General features: G+C 66.0%; 13 protein-coding genes and 1 CRISPR repeat array. Of the genes, 9 read left to right on the top strand and 4 right to left on the bottom strand.

Annotated features, from left to right (window positions below; translation table 11 throughout):
• Positions 1-10: 10 nt before the first annotated feature.
• Positions 11-928: direct repeats of the CRISPR family, unit length 36 nt; unit sequence CCTACCGGGGCGGGTCCGCCCCGGCCTCTTTGAAGC.
• A gap of 123 nt (positions 929-1,051) precedes the next feature.
• From J4G12_08480 to J4G12_08465, 4 genes are all read left to right on the top strand, one after another.
• The gene (locus J4G12_08480) at positions 1,052-1,480 is read left to right on the top strand and encodes a hypothetical protein (GenBank protein ID MCE2455831.1); all 429 of its coding nucleotides are present in this window, start codon (positions 1,052-1,054) and stop codon (positions 1,478-1,480) included.
• A 38-nt stretch (positions 1,481-1,518) separates the two neighbouring features.
• Complete coding sequence (locus J4G12_08475) at positions 1,519-2,118, top strand: transcriptional regulator (protein MCE2455830.1); 600 nt, start codon at positions 1,519-1,521, stop codon at positions 2,116-2,118.
• A gap of 86 nt (positions 2,119-2,204) precedes the next feature.
• Entirely contained in the window at positions 2,205-3,992 is a 1,788-nt protein-coding gene (gene nadE / locus J4G12_08470) for an NAD(+) synthase (protein ID MCE2455829.1), read from the top strand.
• A 26-nt stretch (positions 3,993-4,018) separates the two neighbouring features.
• Positions 4,019-5,305: a P1 family peptidase gene (locus J4G12_08465; protein MCE2455828.1), complete on the top strand. Its 1,287-nt coding sequence runs from the start codon at positions 4,019-4,021 to the stop codon at positions 5,303-5,305.
• Positions 5,306-5,343: 38 nt separating this feature from the next.
• Here the strand turns inward: J4G12_08465 and J4G12_08460 are convergent, their stop codons facing one another.
• Both J4G12_08460 and J4G12_08455 read right to left on the bottom strand, forming a co-directional pair.
• A complete protein-coding gene (locus J4G12_08460; protein MCE2455827.1) occupies positions 5,344-8,058 on the bottom strand; it encodes a peptidase in 2,715 nt (904 codons plus the stop codon).
• Between the two features lie 143 nt (positions 8,059-8,201).
• Positions 8,202-9,509, bottom strand: coding sequence for a M20/M25/M40 family metallo-hydrolase (locus J4G12_08455; GenBank protein ID MCE2455826.1), 1,308 nt, complete (start codon positions 9,507-9,509; stop codon positions 8,202-8,204).
• Positions 9,510-9,698: 189 nt separating this feature from the next.
• Between J4G12_08455 and J4G12_08450 the strand changes: the two genes are divergently transcribed.
• From J4G12_08450 to J4G12_08430, 5 genes are all read left to right on the top strand, one after another.
• A complete protein-coding gene (locus J4G12_08450; protein ID MCE2455825.1) occupies positions 9,699-10,463 on the top strand; it encodes an ABC transporter permease in 765 nt (254 codons plus the stop codon).
• A 57-nt stretch (positions 10,464-10,520) separates the two neighbouring features.
• The gene (locus J4G12_08445; protein ID MCE2455824.1) at positions 10,521-11,243 is read left to right on the top strand and encodes an ATP-binding cassette domain-containing protein; all 723 of its coding nucleotides are present in this window, start codon (positions 10,521-10,523) and stop codon (positions 11,241-11,243) included.
• Positions 11,240-12,199, top strand: coding sequence for an MCE family protein (locus J4G12_08440; protein ID MCE2455823.1), 960 nt, complete (start codon positions 11,240-11,242; stop codon positions 12,197-12,199). The genes J4G12_08445 and J4G12_08440 overlap by 4 nt, the downstream gene beginning before the upstream one ends.
• Positions 12,200-12,380: 181 nt before the next feature.
• Entirely contained in the window at positions 12,381-12,986 is a 606-nt protein-coding gene (locus tag J4G12_08435; GenBank protein MCE2455822.1) for a hypothetical protein, read from the top strand.
• 13 nt (positions 12,987-12,999) lie between these two features.
• Positions 13,000-13,953 carry a cobalamin-binding protein gene (locus J4G12_08430; protein MCE2455821.1) on the top strand — a complete coding sequence of 318 codons (954 nt, stop codon included), beginning with the start codon at positions 13,000-13,002 and terminating at the stop codon, positions 13,951-13,953.
• 227 nt (positions 13,954-14,180) lie between these two features.
• Here the strand turns inward: J4G12_08430 and J4G12_08425 are convergent, their stop codons facing one another.
• Positions 14,181-15,182, bottom strand: a complete 1,002-nt coding sequence (locus J4G12_08425) for a 6-bladed beta-propeller (GenBank protein MCE2455820.1) — start codon at positions 15,180-15,182, stop codon at positions 14,181-14,183.
• A gap of 161 nt (positions 15,183-15,343) precedes the next feature.
• Complete coding sequence (locus J4G12_08420; GenBank protein ID MCE2455819.1) at positions 15,344-18,484, bottom strand: PD40 domain-containing protein; 3,141 nt, start codon at positions 18,482-18,484, stop codon at positions 15,344-15,346.
• Positions 18,485-18,660 lie beyond the last annotated feature (176 nt).

The raw sequence follows: 18,660 nt of genomic DNA, 5'->3' as shown, positions 1-18,660 counted from the left end.
GTGTAGCCTCCCTACCGGGGCGGGTCCGCCCCGGCCTCTTTGAAGCTTCGCCGCACAGGATGCCCCACATGTGAGCGAACGGCCTACCGGGGCGGGTCCGCCCCGGCCTCTTTGAAGCGCGAATGGGTCGATCAGCGGTCGTACGGCTGGTTCGACCTACCGGGGCGGGTCCGCCCCGGCCTCTTTGAAGCCGGAAAATCTCCATAACCGGGGGCATCAGGCGTACACCTACCGGGGCGGGTCCGCCCCGGCCTCTTTGAAGCCAGGTCCAGACAGCAACGCGACACGTCCCGCAGGCAGCCTACCGGGGCGGGTCCGCCCCGGCCTCTTTGAAGCGGCATCGACTGGCACGCCGATCTAAAGCTGCTTGGGGCCTACCGGGGCGGGTCCGCCCCGGCCTCTTTGAAGCTTTTTGCAGCGGGGGCGTCCCGACCCAGCCCGGTACTCCTACCGGGGCGGGTCCGCCCCGGCCTCTTTGAAGCGGGACGGACTCGGCCGGCTCGGCCTTCCGGCGTTTAGCCTACCGGGGCGGGTCCGCCCCGGCCTCTTTGAAGCGCGGCAAATGTCGGCCTTTACCCCGTCCCAATCGGTAGGAGCCTACCGGGGCGGGTCCGCCCCCGCCTCTTTGAAGCCTCGTCTTCCTCGGATTCGGTCGCCTCTCCCTCGGGTCCTACCGGGGCGGGTCCGCCCCCGCCTCTTTGAAGCAGGTTAATGCCGATCCTCTCGCCTGCGCCGGCCGCGTCCTACCGGGGCGGGTCCGCCCCCGCCTCTTTGAAGCACCTGGAGCGAAGGTCCGTATTTACCGACGTGTCGCTCCCCCTACCGGGGCGGGTCCGCCCCGGCCTCTTTGAAGCCGACGGTGGCCAGCGCAGGACCGAATTTGGCCAGGAACCCTACCGGGGCGGGTCCGCCTCGGCCTCATTGAAGCGACGGAACGCCGCTATATCCAAACCCGTGAACCGAGACCGATGCGCAGGGTAAGGGAATGTCAACCACCCGTAGATCGGCCTCCCGCCATTGGCCTCCCGCCCTTAAAGGCTGCGGTACAGACATGAACGTTCAGATCACACCCTCCCGTCTCCTGGCTCCCCTCGCCGCTCTCGCGGTCCTGACGGCGTGCGCGTCCGCCCCCGAGGACCCCAATGCTCCCCGCGCCTGCTTCACCGTCAACAACGAGGACGGCGGCGGACCCATCGGCAACGTGTGGATCCGACACGAAAGTAGGCAGAGGCTCCGCATCGGCGAGGTCGGCATCGGCCGCAGGGTGACCGAGTGCTTCCGGCGAACCGGGATGATCGGGAGGTGGACCTTCGTCGTCTACAGCTCCTCCTCCGACCGCATGGACCCGGCCCGAGGCCAGAACTCGCCGCCGACGCGCGTCTCGGACAGCTTCATCTACCAGGAAGACACCGAGTTCGTCTGGGACGTGCGCACAGGACGGATCACCTTGCAGGCCGCCCCGCCCGAGGGAAACGACTAGCGGGATCCAACCGAGGCTCCTCGGGACGACAGGGTGGCATGATCGGCTTCCCGCCGCTGCCGACGAGCCGGTTCGACATCCTCTACGCCGATCCACCATGGGACTATAAGGGCCAGCTCCAACACGCCGGGGGCGGGAACGGTGACAGCGGTGGAGCGATCCGCCACTATCCCACGGTGACCCTCGACGATCTCAAGGGCCTTTCCGTTCACCGGATCGCGGCCCCGGACAGCCTCTTGTTCATGTGGGTGACCAACCCCCATCTCGACCAGGGAATCGACCTCGGGAAAGCGTGGGGGTTCCGGTGGGCGACCGTCGGTTTCGTATGGGACAAGGGCCGGGTCAACCCCGGTTTCTACACCATGAGCCAGTGCGAGCTCTGTCTCGTCTTCAAGCGCGGCAGAATTCCCCTGCCGCGCGGTGCGCGAAACGTTCGCCAGATGGTCCGGAGTCCCAGGCGGGAACACTCGCGCAAGCCGGACGAGGTCCGAGACCGCATCGACAGGATGTTTCCGGCGCTTCGGAAAATTGAACTGTTTGCGCGGGGGCGCGTGGACGGCTGGCGGGCGTGGGGGCTGGAGGCCGACGACGAGCGGGCCGTCGCGAGCACGGGCTCCAGGCGGAGGGAAGCGTTGTGAGGCCGACCTCGACGGGCATTGCGGCCACGGTGCGCGAAGACCCCGTTCAGGCCTTGGCGGCCGTCTCGGCGAGCGTCCGGCTGGCCATGGTCCAGTACAGACCCGAAAAGGCCCGAGTGGGCGCCAACCTGGCTGCCGTGAGGGAGATCGCGGAGGAGCTGGCCGGCACGACCGACATCGCGCTCTTCCCGGAGGCGGTGCTAAGCGGATACTTCCTGGAGGGCGGAGTCGAGGACGCCGCGCTCACCGCCGCCGAGCTCGTGGACGGGCTGGGCGTCCCGTCGGCAGAGGCCCCCGATCTCGTCGTCGGCTTCTTCGAGCTCTGGCGACACCGCGTTCACAACTCGGCGGCCTATCTGGAAGCGGCCGGGGATCGTTGGCGGGTGATCCACATCCACCGCAAGGTCTTCCTGCCCACCTACGGCCTGTTCGACGAGGCCCGCTTCGTCGAGGCCGGGCGCGCGATCGAGGCCTTCGACACCCGCTTCGGACGGATGGGCATCCTGATCTGCGAAGACATGTGGCACTCGCTCTCCGCCGGAATTCTAGCCGTGGGCGGAGCACGCGCGATCTTGGTGCCGAGCGCGTCACCGGTACGCGGACTCGGGGCCGAATCCGCCGGAAGACCCGCCAATCTCAGGTTCTGGGACGAGCTCGCTATCGCTGCGGCCCGTGAACATGGCGTTTACGTGGCGGTAGGCCAGTTGACGGGTTCGGAAGGCGGAAAGCTCTTCGCAGGCGGTTCGGTGGTCTGCGGACCTGACGGAGCGATAACGGCGCGCGGGCCGCTCTGGGAGGACGGCGTCACGCCGGTCGCTCTCGACTGGAAAACTCTGGACCGGGCTCGGGCCGATTCGCCGCTCTTGGGCGATTTCGTGCGGGCCCTGCCTTACCTGGGCCGTTCTCTTATCAGCGCCGCGCGCGCCGATACGCCTGGCGGAAGCCGGAAGAGACGAGGAGCCATCGTGGAGGAGACCGAGGATCCCGAGATCCCGGCGGCGGTCGCCGATAGCTGTGAGCGACCCGTTCGGGCCTTCCCGACCCGCGAGAATCTCAAGCGCGAGCTCGAGCTCGACCTGGCGCTGGTGGAGAGAACCCTGGTCGAGTTCCTGCGGGACGAGCTGCTCCGCCGGCGTGGTTTCGAACGGGCGGTGGTTGGGGTAAGCGGCGGGGTCGATTCGGCGGTCACGCTGGCCCTGGCCTGCCGGGCCCTCGGACCGGAGAACGTCCACGCGCTGCGCCTTCCGTACCGGACCTCGAATCCCGAGAGCCTCTCTCATGCCCGTCTCGTCACCAGCAGTCTGGGGGTCGCGGAGCGGACCATCGACATCACCGGCTCGGTCGACGCCTACGTGCGGGAGCACGAGCCCGAACTCTCGCCCCTCCGCCGGGGCAACGTCATGGCTCGGTTCAGGGCGGTGGCGATCTTCGATCAGTCCGCGAAGCTGGAGGCCCTGCCGCTGGGCACCGGCAACAAGAGCGAACGGCTGCTCGGTTACTTCACCTGGCACGCCGACGACTCGCCGCCGCTCAACCCGCTGGGCGATCTCTACAAGACCCAGGTCTGGAAGCTGGCGCGTCATCTCCGCATTCCCGAGCCAGTGGTGAGCAAGCCTGCGAGCGCGGACCTTGTTGTCGGCGTGGACGACGAAGACGAACTGGGCGTACCGTATCACGACGCCGATCCCATTCTTCACGGCCTCCTGACCGGCTATCGCGAGCACGAGCTGGAGGCGGCCGGATTCCCGGCGTCGGCAGTGGCTATCGCCGCCCGCCGGCTGCGGACTACCCATTGGAAGCGGGCGCTTCCCGCCGTCGCGGTGGTCTCTTCCACCGCCATCGGCGAATCCTTCCTCCGTCCGGTGGACTACTGAGTTACCGCCGGTTCCTGCGGCCTCGGATGTTGGAAGACCACCCGGCCGTTCCACCACCAGCAAGCTCCATAGTGTCAGTCTCTTCGACCATCCTCCTGTTCGCGAGCGCGTGCCTCCTTGCCGGAGCTTCCGCAGACAGCCTGGGTGCGGCGTCGCGAACGAGCCCTTCACAGCGGCAGAGCGCCGAGAAACCCAGGGCTCGCGACCTCGGCGTGCCCTTCGACGGCAGCCCAGGCGCCCACAACGCCATCACCGACGTCGCCGGGGTGACGGTGGGCCACGTCACCATCGTCCGCGGGGAAGGGGAGCTCGTGATCGGCGAGGGCCCGGTGCGCACGGGGGTGACCGCCATCTGGCCGCGTGGCGACGCCAGCCCTGATCCGGTCTTCGCCGCGTGGTTCTCGCTCAACGGCGACGGCGAAATGACCGGCACCACCTGGATGGAGGACCGAGGCATGCTGGATCCTCCCATCGCTATCACCAACACGCTGAGCGTGGGCGCGGTCCACCATGCCGTAATCCGCTACGGCATGGCCCGTTCCCGGGAGACGGGAATCGGACACTGGCTCAACGCTCTTCCCGTGGTCGCGGAAACCTGGGACGGCACGCTGAACGACATCCGCGGCCAGCACGTGACCGAAGAGGACGCCATCGCCGCCCTCGAGTCCGCGCGGGGAGGCCCGGTCTCCGAGGGAAACGTCGGCGGAGGCACGGGAATGATCTGCCACCGCTTCAAGGGCGGCATCGGCACCTCGTCCCGTCTGGTGACGGTCGATGGCGAGGAGTTCACGGTCGGCGCGCTGGTGCAGTGCAACTACGGCGCTCGAGACCTGCTTCGGGTGGCGGGAGTTCCGGTCGGGCGGGAGATCGCCGACCTCATGCCGGAACGGCCGAGGCCGGAAGGCTCACCGGAACCGGCGCCCGAGCTCGCCGACGAGGAGCGCGAGGGCTCGATCATCGTGGTCGTCGCCACCGACGCCCCCTTGCTGCCCCATCAGCTCAAACGAGTCGCGCGGCGGGTCTCTCTCGGTCTGGCCCGGAACGGGAGCGTCTCGACCGGCGGCTCCGGCGACATCTTCGTCGCCTTCACGACCGCGAACCGGGAGGCGGCCCGCGCCGGCGAGACCGCCACTCTGACCGCGCTGCCCAACAACCGGCTCGACGGCATCTTCCGTGCGACGGTGGAGGCCACCGAGGAGGCCGTGATAAACGCGCTCGTGGCCGCCGAGACCATGACCGGCGCGAACGACGTGACGGTTCACGCCCTGCCGCACGACCGTCTCCGAGAGATACTGCGCAGGTACGGCAGGTAGGTTCTTACCGCGCCCACGCCGGCGATCCGGTCTTCCACCTATCCTCCCGCAGCTCCGTAGTGCAAGGCGTTAAAGAGGAACTTGAAGGTGCCGTGCGACTGGCTGCGGAAGGTGATCTTCGGGCCGAAGATGAATATCTTGCCTTCGCCGTAATCCGCCTCGAGCACACCGACTCCGCCTTCGAGGTGGTGCCCTCCCCATGACCATCCGCTCTTGAGCGGCGCGTCCGAATCGAACCGTCCGACCGCCCGCACTCCGGCCGCCTCCGCACCCGGGTTCATCGAAAAGGTCGGAGAGTGGCTGAAGAGGACGTCGGCCCGCTCACCGAAACCGTGGGTGAGCGGCGATCCGTGCTCGATCTTCATGTCGAGCACCGAGCCGGGCGTGAAGTACTCCTCCCGCCCCAGCGGCCGACCGTCGTCGTCCACAAGGTGGTTCGAGACCGGGAGTCCGGCGTGCATCGCGAAAGATGCCGACGAGCCGATGGCCACCACGGTTCCACCTCCCCGCACGTAATCGAGCAGACGCGGGATCGTGGTCCGGGCGGTCACCTGCCCGAACCGATCTCGATACTCCTCCGGAATATCTTCGGGCAAGGCCCGTCCTCGGAAGGCTCCGCCCATGCCCCCGTCCACCGGCGGCATGGCTCCGTCCTCGAAGACGAGCGCGTCGTATGCGGAGAGATCGCCTTCATCGAGCTCGGGCGGAAAGACCACGTTGAAGTCGAACTCGAAATCCTCCATGATCATCCGCGTCCACCCGGACGGCATCGAGCCTCCGTACCGGTCCCAGAGCCCCACCCTGATAGGCTTCAGCTCCATGGACTCGGCCGGGGGAGCGGCCGCGACCCCGACGAAATCCAGACCCTTTTCCGCCGCGAGCGCCTCTATCGAGGCTCTGTCGGCCTCCAGGTAGAAGGCTCCGGCGTCGAACTGCGCACCGCCTGCGCTCAACGGTTCGGTGATCCAGGACGCGGAACCGCCGGAGGCGAGCACCCGATTGACCGCGGCGAAGCCGTCGTTGACATGGGCGGTCAAGTAACCGGCGGCGTCCTCCGCACCAGCGACCGTTCCGGCCGGCGGGGACTCGATGACGTCCTCTATGAGCTCGAAAGGACCGTCGAACCCCTCGACCAGACGGTCGAACTCGACACCCATCTGCCAGGCCAGAGTCCAACCGGTGTTGTCGTAGGGTGCGGTGGGCGGCGCCCCGGGATAGGCGAAGTCGTTGGGATGCTGCTGCGGCTCGAACATGTCGAGCACGTGAGGACGGAAGGCCTGCGCACCCATCACCACGTAAGAGCCCTCGGGATAGACCTTGCCTTCCGCAGTAAAGTCGGAGGTCGCCCTGTGAACGTCCACGCCGCCGTAGAGGAGCGCGTTGACGAACTTGGTGGCCGTCGGAAAATCCGTCTGATCCGACGGGATGATGAAGCCTCTCGGGTCCCGGTCCGCCGGATCGCGGAGGGTCTCCTCCCAGGCGGTTCGATCCCCCCGGGGCGGGGCGGAGCCGTCGGGCGGAGCCAGCTCGAAGGGAAGCGTGGTCCATGAGTCGCGATTGCCGCGCTCGATGGAGTTCATCCCCATCCGCCAACCGTTGAAGAGCAGGTGGTCGGAGTTCCGGGCCGCGTAGTCCAGCACCGCCCAGTTCGCCGTCTGCGAGTATTCGACGGACTGCCGGAAGCGCCAGGGTCCGGGTTCGACCGGTAGGGGCAAGTCTCCGTGCGGCATCTGTCGGCGAGCGATGAACGGGATCTCGATCGGGGTCGGGTGGCCGATGGTCTCGGTAAGCAGCCCGATCATGTTCTTGAAATACGGAGTCGTCCGCAATCCGCCGTTCCACCAGGTCGAGTACGAGGCGCCGGAACGCATCGTCGTGCCGCCCTTGCCTTCGCGCACGAAACGATGGTGCATGGCCGAGCCCACCTGATCCAGACTGGTGATGATGAGAGGATCGAGGTAGTGGTTCGGCGGATCCCGGAAGGGCGGGGCGAACATGACCGTGCCCGACGGTCCGGTCTGGTGGTGGTTGTAGACGATCTGCGGGAACCACTCGCGGTACATCGAGCGGTTCATGTTCTGCGTTTCCGCGAGCGCCGCCATGTAGAAGTCGCGGTTGTTGTCGTGGCCGGCGTACTTCTGGTAGAGAACCGGGACGCCGCCGGTCGTGCGCTCCATAGGATCGTCGTGTCGCATGTACCAGGTGGCGTAGAGCGCGTGACCGTCGGGGTTGGCGTGGGTGGCCAGAACGATGACGTTGTCCAGGATGCGGAGGGTCTCGGGATCGTCGTAGGCGGCGAGCCGGTAGACCATTTCGGTGAGCTGCTGGGCTCCGAGCACCTCGGAGGCGTGAAGTCCGCCGTCGATCCAGACTATCGCCTTTCCGGCGGCGGCGAGCTCAAAGGCCTCCTCCTCGTCGACTCCCTCGGCCTTGGCCATGCGGGCCGCGATCTCCCTGTAACGGTCGATATCGCCGTGGTTCGCGGGCGATGTGATGACGGCCTGGATGTGAGGTCGTCCCTCCGCGGTGAGGCCGATGGTGTCGAGAACGACCCGGTCGGACTCGCTCGCGAGCTTGGCCCAGTACGAGTGAAGCTGCTCGTAGTTGATGAGCGTGTAGTCGGCTCCGATCTCGTGGCCGAACTCCTCTTTGGGCGTTGTGACTCCGCGCTCCTGACCGACGAGCAGCAGGGCGGTGGAGAGGAGAAGGGCGGGCCAGAGAACGAGCTGGATACGGGCGAACTTGGATTTCATGCTGGAGCGTGGGCGAGAGGAAGCCCTGCTGACGAAGCGGGGCCGGACCCGTCAATCTTCCTGCAAGAGCCCGTCGGGGTCAAGAGCGACCGCGATCCGGACCGTCGCAGGCGGTCCCCCGAACGCCGGTCGGTCGCCGCGCGTCAGCTCTCGGCCACCCCCGCCCGCGCCAGAGCGATGAGCAGGGCGCGCTTAATCCCGAGCGTCCCTTCCCGGTTAATGAACCACTCTCCGGGGGAGTGAGCCCCGAAGCCCACGCCGCCGCCGCCGATGGTGATGGCGGGTATTCCCAGAGAGATAGGGATGTTGGAATCGGTGGAGCCGCGACCGAGGACGGGATCAATGCCCAGGTATTCCGAGACGTCGACGGCCGTCCTGACCAGGGGATGGTCGGCCGGAATCTCGCCGGAGGGGCGGTTCCCGATCATCTCTATCTCGGCGCTCAGCTCCGGGCCTTCGCGACGAGCCGCGTTCACCTCCAGGAGGGTCCGCTCGACCGTGTGGCGGAAGGCGTCGTCGATCCTGGTCAGGTGTTCGGGAGAGATGGAGCGCATGTCGATCTCCATCCAGGCCTCGAAGGGAATCGAGTTCACGGAGGTGCCGCCGCCTATTCTTCCCACGTTGTAGCTGGTGCGCGGTCCGTTCCGGGTGATGGCGTCGGAGGCGAGGTCGAAGGCCGAGATGATCCTGCCCAGGGCGTGGGCGGCGTTCGCCAACCCGAACGCGCTCCAGGAGTGGCCTCCCGGTCCTCTCACGGTCACCCGGTACCGGTAGGAACCCAGCCCCTGATGGGTGATGGTGGCATGCCCGGTTCCGTCCACCGAGATGAAGGCGTCGATGCGCGGCCCGCCCTCGCGAAAGAGATGCTTGACCCCTCGCAGATCTCCGATCCCTTCCTCTCCGACCGTTCCGACGAAGAGCAGATCGTCGCGAGTCTCGACCCCGGCCTCCTCGAGCGTGCGCAGAACGGCGAGGAGAGCGGCCAGCCCCCGGGAGTCGTCGCCGATGCCCGGTGCGAAGAGGGTGTCGCCGCGCTGGCGTACGGTGACGTCGGTGCCCTCGGGGAACACGGTGTCGAGGTGACCGGTGACGGCCAGGACTCCGGCATCGGAGCCGAGACCCCGCCTCAGGCCGATCACGTTGCCTTCCTCGTCGGTCCACACGGAGTCGGCGCCATAGTCAGCAAGCATCTCGGCGAAGCGCCGGCCTCTCGATTCCTCGCCGAAGGGCGGAGCGGGTATCTCGGTGATCTCGAGCAGGTCGCTCATGGTGCGGACATCGCGTTCGTCCACGAGCATGAGAGCGCGCTCCACCCCGGGCAGAGCCGCCAGGTTCGCAACATCGACCTCCGGCTCCTGGGCCGAGAGCACGGGTGCCGGGAGGGGAGGGGAGGCACCGCAAACGACCGCGAGGACGCCGAGGTAACCTGTGCGAGGTAGCCGAATCTTCATTGGATAATCCCGACCGAAAGGGTGTATGACATCCACCTCGACAATACCCCCGAGACTCGCTCGGGTGACAGGCGCTCCGCTCTTTCGGCGTCGTCAATCCCGTGAAGACCGAACCCCGGAGCGCCGGACCCGACCCCCTTGATGCCAACGCCAACCCGCACTCGCCCAAGTAGGTCTCTTCCGCGCCGCATGACACGCTCGACCGCGCGCAAGTTCGTCGTCGCGGCCGAGCATGCGGGAGGGCTGGGCGAGCTGACGTGGCACATCGTGCGGGCGGTGGTACGGGGAAGGTTCGCCCTGAGCGCAGTGGTCCGGCAGATGCACGTGATGGGATTCCAGAGCGTGAGTATCGTCCTCATCACCGGTGCGCTCGCGGGCGTGGTCACCAGCCAGCAGGGCGGTTACCAGATGACGTCGGTGGTTCCCGACTATGTGCTCGGGAGCCTGGTGGTCGAGACCATGGTTCTCGAGATGGGGCCCGTGCTGACCGGGCTGGTCCTGGTGGGACGCATCGGCGCCCGGATAACCGCCGAGATCGGCACCATGGTCGTCTCCGAGCAGATCGACGCCTTCGAGGCGATGGGCCGCGACCCGCTCGCCATCCTCGGCACCCCGCGCGTGCTTGCCGGCATTCTGGTCATGCCGCTGCTCGTCGGGATCGCGACGGTTTCGGGGTGCGCCACCGGCTACCTGGGCGCCAATCTCGATTCCGGTCTCGGCCTCGATCGCTTCCTATACGGGGCCCGCGTCTTCTGGAACTCCTGGGATATCGCCTTTTCCCTTATCAAGTCGGTGTCGTTCGGACTGTTCATTCCTCTCATCGCGGTGCACATGGGCTTCCGCACGTCAGGCGGAGCCGAGGGTGTGGGCCGGACCACCACGCAGGCGGTCATGTTCATGACGGTGACGGTGCTTGTGCTCGACGCCTTGGCCGCTCCGCTACTCCTCGACTAGCGATTGCGTTTGAACCTGATCGAGTATCGCCAAATCCATAAGGCCTTCGATAAGCCCGTGCTCACCGGGGTCGATCTCGAGGTGCGACCGGGCGAGATGTTCGCCATCTTCGGACCCTCGGGCGTCGGCAAGAGCGTGCTGCTCAAGACGACGATCGGACTGGTGAGGCCGGACCGCGGCGAGGTCTTCTTCGAGGGAGAACCGATCTACCGCAGCGGCGCCCGCGCCATGGCGGCGGTACGCAAGGAAGTGGGATACGTCTTCCAGCACGCCGCCCTCTTCGACTCCATGAACGTATTCGACAACGTGTGCATGGGCATTCCCGAGAACGAGCTCGGCGGCCTCTCCCGGATCGAGCAGGGCCGCAGGGTGTGGCGAGCCCTCGACCTGGTCAACCTCGATCCCCGCGAGGTGCTCTCGGCCACGCCTGCGGAGCTCTCCGGCGGGATGAAGAAGAGGGTGGGGATCGCCAGAGCCATCATAGGCACTCCTCGAGTCCTGCTCTGGGACGAACCGACCACCGGTCTCGATCCTATCAACACCGCCGCCGTGGAGAGGCTCATAACAGACCTCTCCAACCGGATCGAGGTCACGTCGGTGGTCGTCACCCACGACATTTTCGGCGGCCTCGAAATCTGCGACCGGGTGGCAATCCTTTATGACGGGGTGACTCGCTACATCGGCGAGCCCGCCGGCTTCTGGTCATCCGAAGATCCGGTGATCAGGGCATTCCTCGACCGGGCTGCCGCCGGAGCGGCCGCCGACATGGAAGTCACATGACCAATACGAACGCCACAGGACGAAGAACCGATCACGACCCGCAGGTAAGCGATCATCTTCCACCTCCCAGAAAGGCCAGCCTGGCCGTCGTGGGCATCTTCGTCATCCTCGGAACCGTCGCCACTCTGACGGTCCTGTTCACCATGACCGAACCCGCCACCTTCCGCGGGCGCCACACCCTCTACACCCTGATCGAAGACGCCGGGGGCGTCAGGCGCGGGGATCCGGTGCTGATGCGGGGAGTGAATGTCGGGAGAGTGCATTCGTTCAACCTCCGCGAGGACGGACTGGTGCACGTCAACCTGGAGGTCGAGCGTCGCTGGCCGATTCCGGTGGGGTCACAGGTCGAGCTCGGGAGCCCCGAACTCTTCGGTGGCCGCACCATCCTCGTACTGCCCGGCCCCGGTCCGGGAACCCATGAGGATGGAGACCTGCTGCCCGTAGTGGAAGGGGGCGACGGAGGCATCCTGGGTTCGGTCGAGGACATGGCCGACAACGCGACCGATTTCTTGGATCGCATGAACGCCATGCTCGACACCGGGACGGTGGCCTCGGTCCAGTCGGGCGTTCGCGAATTCGAGACCTTCCTGACCGCGACCGGCGAGTCTTTCGAGACCACGAGCTCCGTGATTGCCGCGATGGCGGCCTCGGTTCAGGCCGCCGCCGATTCGGCCGCCGCCATCGGCAGCGCGGTAACGCCGGGGATCGAGAGCGTCCTGGCCCAGGCGGACACGGCCATCGCCACTCTCGACGAGGCCGTCGCTTCCATCGACGGTACGTTGTCGGTGCTCCGCTCGATCCTCGAAAAGATCGACTCGGGGGAGGGGACCCTAGGGATGCTGGTAAACGACCCCGAGCTCTACGACAACGCCAACGCAACCCTGGTATCCGTCACCGAGCTGCTGGCGGACTTCAGGGAGAATCCGAAGAAGTACATCGACGTCTCGATCTTCTGATCCCCCGGACGACGTGATCGGGAAGTCGATGTCCTCATGGGGCTGCGGTTCTTTATCTTTATCAGAGAGGGTGGTCCGGCCGATTGCGAGGCTTCGGACTGAATCGACTTCCTCCGGCTGGGCGCGGGTTCAAATCTCGCAGCCCGATTTCCGCCAAACCATGAACACGGAAGGTTGCGACGTGAAACCTCGGCTCTTCGTCATCCTCGCACTGCTCGCCGTGAGCGTCGCGGCACGGCTGATTCCTTATGTGCTGGCGCAGTTCGGAATGGCGCTCGAACCCGGCAGCACGACCTATCCCTGGAACTTATCGCCGTTCCTGCCGATCTGCCTGTTCGGCGGCGCCATTTTCGCGCGAGCCCGGATGGCGTACCTGGTCCCGTTCGCGGCCTGGCTGCTGGGCGACCTGGGTATCTGGGCGCTCACCGGACGCTCCGACTGGGCGTTCTACGCGCACCAGCCGGTGATCTATCTTTCGTTCGCCCTCGTGGCGTTCATCGGCTTCGCCCTCCGGCGCGAGCGGTCGTGGAAACGCGTCGCCGGCGCAGGACTCGGGGCGTCGCTCGGGTTCTTCGTGCTCAGCAACTTCGGCGTGTGGGCGTTCGGCGGCGGCGCGATATATCCGCTCAACTTCGCCGGCCTGGTCGAGTGCTACGTGATGGCGATTCCGTATCTGCGGAACACGCTGGTCAGCATGGCGGTCTTCCTGCCGGTCCTGTTCAGTCGAGTCACGCTCACAAGGCCGACGTCCGCCCCGCAGTACGGCTTCGCCGCCAGCCACACGTAAAGGAAGCATTGCGATGACGCACCGCGTCGTCTCGCTCATCGCCAGCGCAACCGAGATCGTGTGCGCTCTCGGCTTCGAGGACGAACTCGTGGGCCGGTCCCACGAATGCGACTACCCGCCCGGCGTCGAGCGCCTCCCCTCCTGCTGCTCGTCCAAGGTGCAGGTGCAGGCAAGCAGCCGGGAGATCGACGACCAGGTCCGGTCGCTCGTCGGCGATGGACTCTCGGTGTACCGCGTCGATCCCGACCTGCTCAACCGTCTCGCACCGACCGTCATCGTCACCCAGACACAGTGCGAGGTATGCGCCGCCAGCCTGCAGGACGTCGAACGCGCCGTGTGCGAACTCGTCACCTCGAACCCGGTCCTCGTCTCGCTGGAGCCGATGGCTCTCGGTGATGTCTGGAAGGATATCCGCTCCGTCGCCTCCGCGCTCGGGGTCCCGGCCCGCGGTGAGGCCCTGGCGGCTCGGCTCCGGGGCCGGCTGGACGACCTTCACACCCGGACGCGAGCCATCCGATCCCGCCCCACCGTCGCCTGCATCGAGTGGACGGACCCGTTGATGATGGCAGGGAACTGGGTGCCCGAACTGGTGGAAATTGCCGGCGGCACGGACCCGCTCGGTGAAGCCGGGAAGCACTCCGGCTACGTCGACATCGAGCGGCTTGTCAAGACCGATCCCGATGTCATCGCGGTCATGCCGTGCGGTTTCGACATCGAGCGCTCCTCGCGGGAGATGGCGCCCCTCGTCGCGCAGCCGGAATGGCGACGGCTCTCCGCCGTGCGTGAGGGGCGCGTGGTCCTCACCGACGGAAACCAGTACTTCAACCGGCCCGGCCCGCGGCTGGTGGAGTCAGCCGAGATCCTGGCCGAATTCCTGCACCCGGACCGCTTCGACTTCGGACATATCAGCCGCGGCTGGACATGGTGGGAAACACCTGAACGGTCGCGGAGACGGCGCACGGGATAGCCACGTTGTTCCTGAGGAGAGGAAAGATGGCTCAAGATCGGTTTTTACCGCAGCTTCCTTTCTGACCCTCGTCTCCCTACCAGGTGCGGCGTCGGAGCAGGAAATCTCTCCAGGCATGCCACCAGAAGACCGATCATGTACCCGAAGACCGCTCGCAATTCCGTCCAACCCTTCCGTGTTCCTGGACCAGGCGTTTAACAAGATCGAGCGGCTCCGCGAAAAGGTTTTCACCGCTCCGAGTCGGCCGCCTCGAGGCGCGCCCTGAAAATCTGGTATCGAACCGAGCCGTTCGCGGTGACCGCGAGTCTGCCTAGAAGGCCCCCCTCGACGAGGTGGTAGCTATGGTCGAAGCGCTGGCTAGCGATGACTCTGGGCGTGCGCAGGTCGATGACTTCGACTATGTCGTCGTAGTAGCCGTCGGAGTCGCTGCCGTACAGGCCGGCCTCCCTCCACTCCTCGTCGGCGACGCTTGCCGCAACCCAAAGAAGCGAATCGGATTCGTTCAGATCGAGGGCGTAGATGAAGGGATGTGGCTTTCCACCGTGCGTCCGGTCGTCCCGAGTCAGCTCGGGAAACCAACTCGCCTCGCGCCGAAGCAACCGATGCGGTCGATTCATGTCCCAGAGGGCGATCTCATACCTCTCGAACCCCACGACCATCCAGATCCGGCGGTCTGGGCGGACGGCTATGGGATGAAGGCCGGGGCTGCCGCCCAACTCGCGTTCGCCCGTCATCGAGCCGAACGAGCGCTCGAGCTCGCCGGTCTCGACGTTGAAAAGATGCAGGGGGAATCCGATCCCGTGCGTTGTGCCCAGATCGGCCACATGTATCGCTCGGGGTCCATCCCATGCAAAGGTACGCGTTCCCTCTGGAACCCATCCCACCGTCCTGACCTCGCTGCGAAGGCGTCCGGTGTGGTCAAAGTTCAGGATCGCTCCGCGTCCGCGGTCGAGGACCGAGAACTCGCCGTCGCCCGTGACCACGAGCGACGAACCGCCCTTGAGTTCACCGGGGCCGGAGCCCCTGCTACCGATTCGCCGAAGGAATTGTCCGTCCGGATCGAACACCAGCACGTTGTCGATCGGCTCGCCGACGATGTATGTCCGCCCCGAGACATCTCGATACCCCTTGACCCAACCGACCAGGTCGAGGATTCCCGGTCCGGAATCGTCGCCGTACTCCATCTCCAGATCCAGGGTGATCCCGCAAGCCTCCTCGCATGGCGCCACGGCGATAGGCTCGGGCACCGCCTGGGCCGCCACCTGGGGCGGGCCAAACGACGAAACCGCCAATGCCGAGTAAAGGAGAACGACTGTCGATCCCGGGAGGGAACCGCCCCGGATGCGACGACTTGCGCGCCGGTCGCTCCGGCTCAGGGAGAGATACCCCCCTACCAACCCGGGGCCATCTGGAATCCCCAGTGCCAGCCCTTCTCGGGCCGCTGCCACGGATACGCGAAGTAGGTCTCCAGGATCATGAAGCCGAGGACGTTCATGCGCGCCGAGACGCCGGTCGAGAGCACCGGCACGCGCCGGTTCCCCGTTCTGTCCCAGGCGAGCACCAGGTCGTCGCAGTCGTCGACGGTGCAGGTCGAGCCCTGGTTCCACGCGGCTCCCGCGTCGGCGAAGAGCACGAGCTCAGTGGGAACGAACGGGAAGTTGATGATGCCGTACTGCTCCACTCCGACGAGCGGCACACGCAGCTCGAGGCTGCCCACCGCGATCTGCTGACCCCAAAGCCGGTCGAACACGGGACACGCACCCGTATCTCCGACCCCCGGCTGGTCGGCGAAGCATTCGCTGCCGGAGAAGCTCCCGTAGGAGTAGCCTCTGGTGAAGGTCTCGTAGCCGAGGAAGAGAGGTCTGAGCAGACCGAACTGGTCCTCGGCCTGTTCGTCCGCAGTGAGGCCGTAGCGACCGTAGTGAAGCAGCCGGACGCCCACCGTGAGGTTGCGGTCAGGCGCGAAGTAGCGTCTCCAGTCGCCGATGACCGTCGAGAAGTTGACCTGTCCCGTCGTCTGTTCGTACTGAAGCCGGTAGCGACCGCCCCGAATGGGTGAGACGAAGCCGAAGAAGGCGTCGTCTCCCACGAACGCCCCCGAGGCTCTGATCATGGTGAGAGGATCGGGAGCGTCGAGCTCGATCCGCCTGAAGTCGTATACCTGCCCGAAGGCGTTCTGGTAGTACTTGTCGACTTCGATGTTGTAGTCGTAGCGCACCGGTCCGGCCGAAAACTCCAGCCGCTGCGAAGACGAGAAGGGGTAGGACATCTGGCCCACTGCCTGAGAGACGTAGATGCGGTATTTCTGGAGGGCGGTGTAGTACTCGCCGTTCTGCTCCTGTCCGTAAGACCAGAAGGGATAGAGGATGGGCTGGTGGCCGACCAGGGCCGCCCAGTTCCATCGTCGGGAGAGGTCGGAATAGAAGACCTGTCCGCCGATGTCCTTGAAGCTTCCCTGGGCCTGAGCCGCCACACCCAGCACGCGATTGCCGAGCATGTCGCTGAAGTACGCCGACGCGCCGCCGCCGACGTAGTTGCCGAAGTTGTCGGTACCGACTCCCAAGGTCGGCTGGCCCACGTAGTCGAGAGAGAGACCGGAGTGGTAGGCCTCCGGTTCGGCCTCGAAGGTCGCGGCGGGAATCAGGCCGGTCTCGGCGTCGGTGAGGTAGGTGGCGACCCGGCTGAAGCGGTCGGGCTCGCTCGGCACCAGCCGCCGGCCCAACTGATCCTGCGGACGCTCCACGACGGTCACGACCGGCTCCTGTCCCGTGACAGGGGCGGTGTAGACGTGGAATTCGAGCTCGTTGAAGAGTGTGTAGGCGATCTGGTCGGTGGCCGACACGCTCATCGCCGGGGCCAGATAGGTGTGACCGCTCACGCCCGTCATGGTGTTGGTGACCCGCTGGAGCTCTCCCGAGCTCAGGTGAATGCGGTAGATGTCGCTGAAACCGTCCTGGTCGGATATGAAGAAGAGGCTGGCGCCGTCGGCCGCGTACACCGGGTTGATGTGCTTTACGTTGCCGAATATGGGAAGATGCGAGACCCGCCCCGTGCTCACGTCGATCTCGTTCAATTGGAACGAACTGAAGGTGAGCCGGTCGAAATTGGTCTCCGAACCGCGGTCGCTGGCGAAGGCGATGCGCGAACCGTCCGGCGACCACGCGGGCTGGAGGTCCGCGAACTTGTCGTCGGTCAGTTGTACCAGACGGTCTTCTTCGAGATGGTAGACGTAGAGGTCGGTGATGCCGCCCTTCGTTCCCGTGAAGGCGATGCGCGAACCGTCCGGCGACCACGCGGGGTTGGCGATGGCTCCCAGGTCGTCGAAGGCGTAGTTCCCTTCAGGGCGACCGTCCGAGGCGCGCACGATCGAAAGTTCGTTCCTTCCGGCGGCGGTGACCACGAAGGCGAAGAGCCTGGAGTCGGGCGACCAGCTCCCGGACGAGTCGATGTAGCGAAGCGCGTCAACGTGCGGATTCGATGCCGCGCTCGACAGCTTGTGCATGATCCTGCCGGTCTCGACGTCGGCGAGGTAGAGGTCCACCGAAAAGAGGTCCTTCTCGGAAAGGAAAGCGACGTAGCGGCCGTCGGGAGAGATGGAGGGGGAGATGTTGGTGGTTCCCGATCCGGTGCTGGGAGCCAGAAGGACGCGTCCGTGGTCTCCCGGCGCTTCCCTGCCGGCCATGAGCGGCATGTATTCGAGAGCCACCCGCTGCTTCCACTGCTCGGAGAGATCTTCGGCATCGATACCCAGGACCTGGGGAAGGGCGTTGTGGAAACCTATCGAGAGGGCGCGTCTGAAAACCTGGATCACCGCGTCGTCCCCGTACGTTCCGCCGATATAGGCCCAGAGCCCTTGTCCGAATCGGTAGGGGAAGAAGCGCGATTCCTTGGTCATCTGCTCGATGGTGGGGAGGTCGTCTCGACGGATGGCGTCCCGGATCCACATGGCGGTGAGCGGGTCGTCCCTGCCGACCGACAGGTACTCGGCCATGCCTTCGACCAGCCACAGCGGGAGGGCCGAGAGACCGCGCATGCCCGTGGTCCCGCGTCGAGACTGGGCGATGTTGTACTGGAAGGCGTGCACGATCTCGTGGCCGAGCACGTGATCGGTGTCCCAGTAGGATCCGGCGAGCGGCATGATGACCCGATTCTTCAGCGACTCGGTCACGCCGCCCGTGCCCTCGCCGATGAATCCGCTCAGCGTGTTGGTCTGCTGGAAATCCGGATGGTCGGCATAGAAGATGAGGGGCTTCTTCGCCTCGAACTCGTGCTGGAAGGCCCGGGCGAACCTCTCGTACCAGCGCTCGGCCATGCGCGACGCGTCCCGAACCGCCTCCCGCTCCTCGCCGTAGAAGTAGACGTCGAAGTGGTCGGTCGGCAGGATCTCGAATTCGAAATTGTCGAACTGGACCTTGTTCCGGCCGAAGTACTCCTGCGCCGCTGCGCTCGGTGCGAACGCCGCCAGGGTGAGAAATCCGAGGGCGACAGCCGCTCCGCGTCCGACTCCGCGGTTCCTGCGAGATACCAGCATGTGTGTTCTCCGGTTCGTGTGCACTCCCGCACCCGTGAGACGAAGCTAGCGTCGCAGCTTGCACGACTGACCTTCGGGACCGTGACGGAACGGTGCCGCCCGGGGCCCTGTGCGAGCGCCGTCACAGCATTGGAAACCTGAGCGGGGCGCATGGTTCCAATGGAACGGATCCTGGA

The sequence above is a fragment of the Gemmatimonadota bacterium genome (genome assembly GCA_021295815.1).
Lineage (GTDB): Bacteria > Gemmatimonadota > Gemmatimonadetes > Longimicrobiales > Gaopeijiaceae > JAGWBQ01.
This window is presented reverse-complemented; position numbering and strand designations above follow the sequence as displayed.